The organism is Microcoleus sp. (genome assembly GCF_049646505.1).
Taxonomy (GTDB): Bacteria; Cyanobacteriota; Cyanobacteriia; order Cyanobacteriales; family Microcoleaceae; genus Microcoleus.
Genome location: NZ_JBARVX010000613.1, coordinates 1 through 10,347, shown reverse-complemented (window position 1 = coordinate 10,347; position 10,347 = coordinate 1). Strand labels below are relative to the sequence as shown.

At 43.7% G+C, this 10,347-nt stretch carries 12 protein-coding genes; 4 read left to right on the top strand and 8 right to left on the bottom strand.

Annotated elements, in window-relative coordinates:
- A partial coding sequence (locus WBA89_RS28600; RefSeq protein WP_424411004.1) for a KTSC domain-containing protein occupies positions 1-404 on the bottom strand: 404 nt, incomplete at its 3' end.
- A gap of 913 nt (positions 405-1,317) precedes the next feature.
- Here WBA89_RS28600 and bchB point away from each other — a divergent pair.
- From bchB to WBA89_RS28585, 3 genes are all read left to right on the top strand, one after another.
- Positions 1,318-2,844 carry a ferredoxin:protochlorophyllide reductase (ATP-dependent) subunit B gene (bchB, locus tag WBA89_RS28595; protein WP_424411003.1) on the top strand — a complete coding sequence of 509 codons (1,527 nt, stop codon included), beginning with the start codon at positions 1,318-1,320 and terminating at the stop codon, positions 2,842-2,844.
- Positions 2,845-2,994: 150 nt separating this feature from the next.
- Complete coding sequence (locus WBA89_RS28590) at positions 2,995-3,246, top strand: hypothetical protein (RefSeq protein WP_424411002.1); 252 nt, start codon at positions 2,995-2,997, stop codon at positions 3,244-3,246.
- Positions 3,231-3,722 (top strand): DUF2188 domain-containing protein, encoded by a 492-nt coding sequence (locus WBA89_RS28585; RefSeq protein ID WP_193973338.1) that lies wholly within the window; start codon positions 3,231-3,233, stop codon positions 3,720-3,722. Before WBA89_RS28590 ends, WBA89_RS28585 begins: the two co-directional genes overlap by 16 nt.
- A gap of 94 nt (positions 3,723-3,816) precedes the next feature.
- On the opposite strand, the gene WBA89_RS28580 is transcribed toward WBA89_RS28585, so the two are convergent.
- A complete protein-coding gene (locus tag WBA89_RS28580; protein ID WP_424411001.1) occupies positions 3,817-4,290 on the bottom strand; it encodes a hypothetical protein in 474 nt (157 codons plus the stop codon).
- Between the two features lie 211 nt (positions 4,291-4,501).
- Here WBA89_RS28580 and WBA89_RS28575 point away from each other — a divergent pair, with 211 nt between their 5' ends.
- Positions 4,502-4,831: a hypothetical protein gene (locus tag WBA89_RS28575; protein WP_424411000.1), complete on the top strand. Its 330-nt coding sequence runs from the start codon at positions 4,502-4,504 to the stop codon at positions 4,829-4,831.
- 363 nt (positions 4,832-5,194) lie between these two features.
- On the opposite strand, the gene WBA89_RS28570 is transcribed toward WBA89_RS28575, so the two are convergent.
- The 6 genes from WBA89_RS28570 to WBA89_RS28545 all read right to left on the bottom strand — a co-directional run bounded on the left by WBA89_RS28570 (position 5,195) and on the right by WBA89_RS28545 (position 9,967).
- Positions 5,195-5,488, bottom strand: a complete 294-nt coding sequence (locus WBA89_RS28570; protein WP_424410999.1) for a hypothetical protein — start codon at positions 5,486-5,488, stop codon at positions 5,195-5,197.
- A gap of 131 nt (positions 5,489-5,619) precedes the next feature.
- Entirely contained in the window at positions 5,620-6,105 is a 486-nt protein-coding gene (locus WBA89_RS28565) for a hypothetical protein (protein WP_424410997.1), read from the bottom strand.
- 72 nt (positions 6,106-6,177) lie between these two features.
- Positions 6,178-7,293: a mechanosensitive ion channel family protein gene (locus tag WBA89_RS28560; RefSeq protein ID WP_424411005.1), complete on the bottom strand. Its 1,116-nt coding sequence runs from the start codon at positions 7,291-7,293 to the stop codon at positions 6,178-6,180.
- 267 nt (positions 7,294-7,560) lie between these two features.
- Positions 7,561-8,700: a mechanosensitive ion channel family protein gene (locus WBA89_RS28555; RefSeq protein WP_424410996.1), complete on the bottom strand. Its 1,140-nt coding sequence runs from the start codon at positions 8,698-8,700 to the stop codon at positions 7,561-7,563.
- 331 nt (positions 8,701-9,031) lie between these two features.
- Positions 9,032-9,649, bottom strand: a complete 618-nt coding sequence (locus WBA89_RS28550; RefSeq protein WP_424410995.1) for a Uma2 family endonuclease — start codon at positions 9,647-9,649, stop codon at positions 9,032-9,034.
- A 96-nt stretch (positions 9,650-9,745) separates the two neighbouring features.
- Positions 9,746-9,967 carry a hypothetical protein gene (locus tag WBA89_RS28545; RefSeq protein ID WP_424410994.1) on the bottom strand — a complete coding sequence of 74 codons (222 nt, stop codon included), beginning with the start codon at positions 9,965-9,967 and terminating at the stop codon, positions 9,746-9,748.
- Positions 9,968-10,347: the final 380 nt, after the last annotated feature.

Here is a 10,347-nt window from a genome sequence, read left to right as displayed (position 1 = left end):
ATCTCGGAGTTAAAAAATCTGCCTGTAGAATCAGCATCTTGCAGAGATTCCCAAATTTCCGGTTCTACGTCGCTGTATTGATAGACTGAGCCGCTGCTAAATTCTATTTGTAAAACTTGCTCTTCTTCGTCGTATCCGATCGCTCTAGCCATTTGGGAATCTACGGACATCATAGCAATTGGTTCGCCGCAGGGAGCAATTTCTGGTGATTCAATAGCGCCATTGAGTTCGGTTGAATCTGTATTGGCGATGAAATCAACCATTTGCAGGCCGTGCATTGCAGCTTCGGGTGCGACAATTTCGATAAATTCGACTTCTGCGCCGCGATCGATCAACAGTCCTAACTGGCCGTTAGAGTGACCGACTGCTAAGACGTTGCTCAAGTCAATTTTGGATAGTTTCATGGGATTTGTCAAGAATTTGTTTTAGGTCAATATTTCCCCTTATAAAGCAAGTTTCGCGACAGAGGAAATAGTGGATTAATTAATAGTGTATTGTATGTTGTTTAAAAAGTCAATAATAAAGTTTGGCGAAAATTATTGTAGCAATCTAGGTGTCATACCAATGAAATAAAGTAGCGCTAGATATTACCCCCCCAACCCCCCCTTATTAAGGGGGGGCTAAGAGTTCATCCATAGCACATCTTTAGAAAAATGGTATCAGGCGCGGCTGGGGTATCCTAGGTTAATAAGATGTGTCCGGTTCTTAACGAAACTTGACAATACATTAAGAATTATTGCCATAAAACAAAGGTAAAATTGTGGGAAGGGCGAGTAAAATCCCAGCCAGCAAAAGCGTTTGAGGATTTTTCTCATCTGTAAATCTTCAGAAAGTTATTATTTCTAAAGGATTCATCCGGTGAGAAAATCGGAAACAACCTTAAAATTTAGCAGTAATCGCCCGATCGGGCAAATCTCAACCAACATCAGGAAAAATACCTGTCAGTAACTCAGCCCTAAAGGGACTGAGCTTGTTAGAGCGATCGAGCAAGCTGTGCTGACCAGCCTAAGACCTTAGAGGTCTACGTTATTTGAGTCATGACACCCTGTGGATGCGAAGCTAGTCCCCTGCCCTGTCATCTGCAATTAAACAGTCTTAAAGTCACTGAGGCAGTGTTGCAGGTCTAAAAAGCTCTTATAACATTGGCGAAGCTAATATTACCCCGCAAGGGAGATCGATCGAGGCAACCATACCTCACCGGAGGGGCAACCATACCCCTCCACCCCTCGCCAGAGGGGATTCAAGGCGGTTAAAACCGCCAAGTCGTTTCCTCTCAGGTCTTTAGACTCTGAGCTTCCCACTTACCGAGTATTGTTTATGAAATTGGCTTATTGGATGTACGCAGGCCCAGCCCACATCGGCACTTTGCGCGTGGCCACTTCCTTCAAAAACGTCCATGCGATCATGCACGCACCCATAGGAGACGACTATTTCAACGTCATGCGTTCCATGCTGGAGAGGGAACGGGATTTCACCCCAGTAACTACCAGCGTGGTTGACAGACACGTACTGGCGCGGGGTTCGCAGGAACGGGTGGTGGACAATATCACCCGCAAAGACAGAGAAGAACACCCAGATTTAATCGTGCTGACTCCGACTTGCACCTCCAGCATTCTGCAAGAAGACTTGGAAAACTTCGTGGAGCGAGCTCAATTGGATGCCAAAGGCGATGTATTGCTGGCGGATGTCAACCATTACCGCGTCAACGAATTGCAAGCTGCCGATCGCACTTTAGATCAAATCGTTCAATTTTACATTAACAAAGCTCGCAAAAAAGGCGATTTAGTAGAAGCTAAAAGCGAAAAACCATCGGTGAATATTATCGGTATGTCTACGCTGGGTTTCCACAACCAGCACGACTGCACTGAGTTGAAGCGTTTGATGGCAGATTTGGGAATTGAAGTTAACGAAGTTATTCCCGAAGGTGCTTCGGTTCATAATTTAAAAAGACTGCCGCGGGCTTGGTTTAACTTGGTGCCTTATCGCGAATTGGGGATGATGGCCGGGGAGTATTTGCAAAAAGAATTCGGCACTCCGATGGTGGATATTACGCCGATGGGTGTGGTGGAAACGGCGCGCTGCATTCGGAAGATTCAGCAAGTTTTGAATGCTCAAGGTGCGGATGTTGATTATGAAAATTTTATTGACCAACAAACGCGGTTTGTGTCGCAGGCTGCTTGGTTCTCAAGGTCGATCGACTGCCAAAACTTAACCGGCAAAAAAGCGGTCGTATTTGGCGATAATACGCACGCTGCGGCGATGACGAAGATTTTGGCTCGCGAGATGGGAATCCACGTTGTGTGGGCTGGAACGTACTGCAAACACGATGCTGACTGGTTCCGGGAACAGGTTAGCGAGTATTGTGATGAAGTGCTGGTGACGGACGATCACGGGGCAATTGGAGATGCGATCGCCAAAGCTGAACCTTCGGCAATTTTCGGCACGCAAATGGAACGCCACGTGGGTAAAAGGCTTGATATTCCGTGCGGTGTGATTGCTGCGCCGATTCACGTCCAAAATTTCCCGATCGGCTACAAGCCATTTTTGGGTTATGAAGGCACGAATCAGTGCGTAGATTTGGTCTACAATTCCTTTACTTTGGGAATGGAAGACCACTTGCTGGAAATCTTCGGCGGCCACGATACTAAGGAAGTGATTACCAAGGGTATCTCGGCAGATTCTGATATGAATTGGACGAAGGATGGACAGGCGGAGTTGAATAAAATTCCTGGTTTTGTGCGCGGTAAGGTGAAGCGGAACACTGAGAAATTCGCTCGCGAACGAGGGATTGAGAAGATCAATGCTGAGGTGTTGTACGCGGCCAAGGAAGCTGTCGGCGCGTAGTTAGGATTGGGGTGAGGGCATCTGTTGTGGATGCCCTTGCTTATCTATAAAATCTAAGATAAAATGACACAGAATAGTAATCTACTTTGGAGTGGCTATTCATTCAATAATGTTCCTATCCGCCTCACGAAAGAAAGGTGGGAGCATATATTGAAAGAACACCCAGAAATGAAAGATCAATACGAGCGGGTTTTAGAAACTTTAGATAGCCCGGATCTAATTCAAATTGATGACGTTACAGGTGGGTTGCTAGCTCTGCGATTTTATTCCCTAATTCCTGATAGTAGGAAGTTTGTAGTTGTAGTGTATCTGGAAGTAAGTAACTCTGATGGATTTATTACAACAGCTTACCTTAGAAAACAGCCATCATCAAATAAGCGAATAATATGGACACAAAAGTAAAAATTCTGGAAGATTCCACAAATATTACAGGTTTCTACGATCGGGAAGCTGATGTTCTATATCTTTCATTAGGAGAACCACGAGATGCTGTAGCTTTAGATATTAGTGATAGCGTAATTGCCCGTTACAATGAGGATAGTGAAACGATTGTCGGCATTACTATAATGGGTTTGCGACAACGGGTTGAGAAGGAATTAAATCATAAGTTCCACGTTTCACCTCATCAAGATGGTTGGGTTGTAACTGAGGGAGGTGTTGAGTCAGTTGAGAGAGTATTTCCCAGTCAGGAAGCTGCGCTTAAATATGCAGTAGGAATAGCGAAAGCGCAATGGCTTGAGGTAGTAATTTATGGTGATAATGGAGAGGTTGAGGAAGTGATTAATCCTGGTATAGATGCACTTTTGGAGCGTCGAGGTCAGCGGCGCAATTCAGTTGGCGATAAAGTTGAAGGTTTAAAGACTGTTGAGGTTTCCTGAAAGAAATGCGCGATCGCTATTCTAGTGGTAGCTAAAAGGTTCAGCGAAGAATGACAGTTATGAAGTCTGCAACCCTTGCTTCTTTTTGACTACTCTACCGGATAGGATCTCCGTCTTTTATCGTAGCTAGAACCGGACAATCAATAGTATTAACCCCTTTCCAGTTAAAGTTATTCTTATCCATAACAGTTGAAGAGGTGACGTACCTTTTTGTACCCTGGTCTAAAAGGTATATACGGTTTTTCAAAGGATGTCCGTTTTCTCCACAACGAACAAGTCTGTTATCATTTGTTATAGATAGTCCGGGTTCAACGGCATCGGTGTCTAAATAATCTCGCTGGTTGGGTACAAACAATCTTCCATATACACTGGAACCTGCGATATGGCGGCGCTGACCACGGTCAACCCAGAAAATCATACTATTACCCGGATTTCTAACTAGCAGACCGTTTAAATCTGGGCGATTGCGTTGGAATGACTGAGCGTTAACACCTTTATAAACAGTGCTTTCAGTTGTAGCAAGAAGGAGAACAGACGAGAGGAAAACGAATGGAATTAACTTGTTCATATTGACAAAGTGAAGTAATAGCTGTTGGCTATATCAATTCTGTATTGTGGCTGAAGCTCCAAATACACCCATCGATAATTCGGCAAGTAATTTAACTAACTTGATACTACTTATGATGTCAACTGATCGCAGCTTTGACAAGTCGGAAAAAAGCGGATAAAGTCGGAAAATAACGGGTTATACTAAAATAGTGTTGTATTCAGATATGCTGATGGATACCCAAGAGGTCTTAAACTCTATTGATGAGCTAGTGTTTGCCAAGACTGGCAAACACCTCGACACCCTGCAAGTAGCAATCCTCAAGGGAGTCTTAAATAATCGGAAATACGCACAAATTGCTGAAGAATATCACTGTAGTCAGGGTCATGTAAGAGATGCTAGCTATGAGCTATGGCAGATACTCTCAACTGCGCTGGGCACAGACATTCACAAATCAAACTTTCGCGCTACGGTAGAAAGATGGGGAGTAGCAAACTTCTCAAGTATGGGAAGTCCTGTACAAATTGGGCATATTAATTTTTGTACCAATCCCGCACAATAATCTGAATCACTTTCGTCAGAACGATCGGAATCAGACAATAAAAGTGATAATGATGTCAAAAAACATCCAAATTATCAAAAACTTTTAGAAGAAGCCGAACGCAAAGCTAAGTTAGAAGCAGTTCCGAAATTGGCAAAACTGGGTTTGAGTGTCGAACAAATTGCAGAATCTTTAGAACTGCCGTTAGCAGAGGTGCATCGGGTAATTCAGAATGGAAAATAGCCATCGAAAAACTGCCCTCCGAGCCTTTAAACTAATTGAGGCGATCGAACTCGCTCCAATCAAGATAAGCTTTGAGAGTGACTGGGACGATCTTCTATCAACGCTGCTATCAGAACGAATGTATCAAATAAAACGTTCATTTTAGATAAACTTCCCGATTCTTTCTTCGCGCATATCGGGAATAATTGTATCCCAATTAATCAGTTCTTGATTTTTTATTAATGATGCTTTGACGACTAAGACTCCACCAACATAATGAACCTCGCACTCTTCATCCAGATTTGCTGGTTCGGTGTTGCCAGTTTCATCTGGCGCCGAAGCTACTTCCTGGTTTCTGGGCTGCCATAACTGGAAATCAGCAAAGTTGAGGATTTCTTGCAGTTCGATTTCAGAGAAATTTTTCAGTTTGTCAACAATTTGTTCTTGGATAGGCATCACGGCTATTTTTCCTTGTTTAACACGACCGCTAGATTCAGTTTAACACTCTTGTGGGAGCGATCGCCATTCTCAAACATAGGATTAATTGCTAAATTTTTGCCGGTTTGAAGCGAACATAATAATTGGATTTATTGGGTGCGATTAGATGGCGGTTGTTTCGGTTCGATTTGCTTGATGCGATCGCGTAAAATCAGCAATTGCCGCTGATTAGCTTGGACTGTATCTGTCAGAGTCTTGAATTCGTCTGGCACTTCTTCTCGGAAGGTTTGTAGTTGGTCTTTCTGGCGCTGCAACTGAGTTTCCACCTGTTCGAGTTGTTCGAGTATTTTGGCATTGGTTGCCGCTGCTTGTTCCGTGTCGCGCCGCATAATTTGTTCTTGAACGAGCAGGCGGTAGGCAAACCAGCCCGAAATCCCAATTGCCAGTAAAATGGCGATCGCCAGACCCATGACAAGGGTTTGAAGTAACCCGCGGATTTGATTGACTTGCCTGTAGAGTTCTTCAACGCTAACCTTGAGGTTGACCTGTTGCTCCTGAAGCATTTCTAGAGAAAGTTCCCGATCCGTACTTGTTTGATCGGGGGGGTTGGATTCAGAGGGGGATGGGGTATTCATTCGATATGCGGGGAAGTAACGGCTTCAAACTAAATCTCGACTTAGACTCTCAAAATCAACACAGTATGGTTGCTAGAGAGACATCGGTGAATCAATGTAAATCGTGGGTTCTGGAACAATGAATCTAAGATTTTGAACAGCTAGTTTTTTGGCAAGCGCCTGATTGGCTAACTCCAGAAGTCGCTTGCGTAGTTCTAGCGAGTTTTCACTCGGACTGGTAATGAAAAAGAACACTCGGGCGCGGGTTGCTGAGGCATTCTCGACTTCTTCATACTGTACTCGCGTACTGGCTTTATCAAAGCCCCAAAAAAAGCGACTTTCCTGCTCGATTGTTTGAGTGACGAGGGCTTGTTCGTCCTTTTTCAGGCATTTGGCAAAGTCCAAACACAGCATCGCCATAATCTTTTTACCCCGGCTCACATTTTCAATATTTTTGCTAGCCATCGTCGAATTCGGCACGATCATCATTGTATTTTGAGCAACAATCCGAATTTTGGTCGATCGCAAACCAATAGACTCGACTCGACCATATATATCTTCACCGTAGGGATTAAAGTTAACTCGGATGTATTCTCCACAAATATAAGGGCGATCGAGATATAATTCTAGAGTGCCGAAAAGCCGTCCGAGGGCTTGCTGGGCTGCAAAGGCGATCGCCACACCGCCAATCCCCAAGCTGGCTCCGAGAGTCACCAAATTAATCCGCAGTCCGATGGCAAAAATCACCACAGCCATGAGAACGATCAGAACATAGATCAGAGTCTCAAAAATGAGTACAACTTCATTAACTTTTCCAAACCATCGATGCACTAAACCGATCACCGATCGATGGATGACTTGGTGAGCAATTTTAGATGCAAACAAGCCAATTCCAACCGACAATACTGAATACACAAAAATACTGATAAAGTTATAAAGATCCTCGTACTTGATGAGTAAAGTCAATCCAATTGCGATCGCCAGAAACGTCCCGGTTAATGAGAGTGATGTCTGCAACGACTCTAGCGCTCGATGGTAAGCAGTCTGACCGTTGATTATGCCAAATGACTCAAGTAGCTGGAGTCCCTGACGAATGAGCTGAAGCAAAAAGCGCCCAGCAAACGGCGAGACAATGACGATCGAGCAAAACAGCCCTAACCTCGCCATCAGTTCCAAGACATATTGAAGAATTTCTGATTCGATTGGCATCACTTCCAACATTCGCTTTCGTAACGCTAACTATAGCAATCCTCGCATCATTTGTGAAATTTCTCTCTTACCCCATCCCCGAGAGTTCGGGGAGGGTTGGGGTGAGGTAAAAATTTAAGACTCCTGCAAAGATTGCTATATATAGCGGTTCGATCGCGTGGTGAGGATAGCCCTATGCCCATAGCCCTATGCCCATAGCCCTATGCCCATAGCCCTATGCCCATAGCCCGACAGCACCTCATACCAGAGCACAGAAAGGCTGTAGTATTAAATATTCATGGGCTGACTGACATCAACAATACTCTCTTTAATGTCAAAATTAATTCCATAGTCTTGCAGTTGTTTGATGATATTTTCCCGAGCCATCCCCAGCAGACCTTTGCGTAATTCCATAGATGTCTCCGTTGCCCCTAAAATAAAGAAAATGACCTGTGCCTGCGGGTAATATTGACCGGATTCATCGGCGATATCCTGAAATTTGACCTGGGTCAGTTGACGATCTATTCCCAGAATATCACGGGTGCTGTCCAACAGAAGCTGTTGGAGCAGTGCTTTTTCCTCTTCAGATATCGCTCTAAAAAAGGTAAGAGTAACCATAGAAATTAGACGGCGCGCATTGCTCAGGTTTTCAATACTAATCTGTGCTAAGTTACTGTTGGGAACCACCATCAGAGTATTTTTGCCAGACAGGCGAATTTTGGTAGAACGCCACCCGATAGACTCAACCCGACCGAGAGTTCGATCGGGCAAATGGATATAATCACCAACGGTAAAAGGACGATCGATATAGAGAACAACACTCCAGAGAATTTGCTCGATCACTTTTTGGGAGGCAAAAGCGATCGCAAATCCTCCCACCCCCAAACTAGCGACTAAACCGATTACATTAAATTGATGAGCTTGGGCAAAGCAAAAGACAATAATCAGAACGATGAAAACCTTGGTCAAAAACTTGCCAAGCGCGATCAGTTCAGTATTAATTTTGCTATCATCTTCTAATGCAGTTCCCAGCAAATACCGATCGAAGAATTCTTCAAAGAGCTTGAATCCTAGCCAGGTGGTACTGATCGCTAACAGGAAGCTCAAGGGAAATTCCAAGAATACTAGCCAGGATGGTGTGGGAATAGCCAAAACCATCAGATCGATAACCGTGGCAACTACAACCCAAATTAACCAACCCTGAAATGGCTCAATCAGCGTCTGAAAAATATCTTTAGACTCCACCGAATCAAACTGATGAACAAGCGAATCCAGGATTTTTGGAAGTTTCACATAGGAAATCCCCCTAATCAGGATAATCATTAACAGAGAAATGATACTCAGCAGCACCATCACAATTGCAGTGCTGGTGACGGTATCCGGTAACTCGACATTCAAGCCTAACACTGCCAGTGCGCGATCGAACATAGGCTACCTCTAAAACCCAATCATATCAATTCCGGTTGCACTCCTCATGATGTTAACTGTTAACCGTTAACCGTTAACAGTCAACCGTTAACAGTCAACAGTCAACAGTCAACAGTGAATTTACTATTCCGATGAAGAGAGGATTTGATATCAGTTGAGAGCGATTACAGGACAGTCAATCCGCTTACTGCGGGCGAATGCTATTCACTCCTACCAGAATTTGTCCTAACTTCTGTGGGCGCAAGCTATATCTTACATTCCAGAGCAGAGTTTGCATAAGAATTAGGAGGAGCGAGGGCGAGATCCCTTTTCCAACAAAGTGCGATCGTTTTCACTCCTTATTTTGACTATCTTCTTGCTCAACTTGCTCAAAATTCACTTGTTCGTAAACATCAGACAGAGGAACTTCTAGCTCGAAAGAATTAAACACTAAACCCGTATCTTCCTCGTCATACTCGCTATACAACCATCTTTTATTCTCGGTTTTAGAATACTGCTCGACCTTAATTTTTGTTTGATCGATCAGAATGTATTCTCGAAAACTAGGAAGAGTTTTGTAAAATGTAAACTTGTCACTTCGATCGTAATTTTTAGTAGACTTTGATAAAACTTCCACAATCGCTTGAGGGTTAGTAATCGTGTCTGTGCGATTGTTGTGGTATTCAGGTTTTCCCAAAATTACCATTACGTCGGGATAAGTATAAAGTCGCACTTTTGGAACCCACAGACGCACATCACCGATGAAGACATCATACTCTTGTTCTGGAATAGCCAAATTTAAAGCAATGTAAACGTTTCCTGCGAGTCGATTGTGATTGGTAGATCCGCCTGTCATAGGAATGATTTCCCCGTCGAGATATTCACTTTTGTACTCTGCTGTTTCTTCCTGTGCTAAATATTGCTCCTCTGTGGAGTAACGTTGCTCGGTTGTTTGCAAAGTGCCTGTCATCTTCATGTTCTCCCACAAGTATGTTGAACCAATACTTCTTTTGAATGCGATCGCTCAATTAAATGATAACGCACCTTCCCAAAAAAGCGATCGCCCTTATTCCTCTTTGTTCTCTTCAATCTGATTTTCTGGCTCATTTACCGCCGCGAAATCTACTTTTCTATTGACATCTACAAGCAGCACTTCTACTTGAAATAAATTAAAAACTAGCGCCGCATCCTCCTCATCGTACTGAGGATACGACCACAGCTTGTTTGCCAACTTACAATACTGTTCTACATAAACCTGAGATTGGTCAATCAGAATATACTCTTGCAAAAATCCAAAGCACCCCACCCCAACCCTCCCCTCCCGCGGGGAGGGAGCAAGACTATTCTTGTTTCTCCCCGCGGGAGGGGGGACTTGCGGGGGGTAAATTTGACTTTTGCAAGAGGTATAATATACTCTTGCAATGTCGGAATTGTTTGATAAAACTTAAATTTATCGCTGCGACCGCAACTCATTGTAGAGTTCGATAAAACTTCAATAATCACCGAAAAACGAGACGGAAGCCCCTGGCTTTTAGACATGGGGAGGAAGTCGGTAGCGGTTTCAACCGCCTTCAATATTTTTTTTTGTATTGGTTGTTTTATAGTCATATTTGAATCTTCAATCAAGAATACTATGCTAATATAGAGCAAGGAGGAAAACAGAATGTA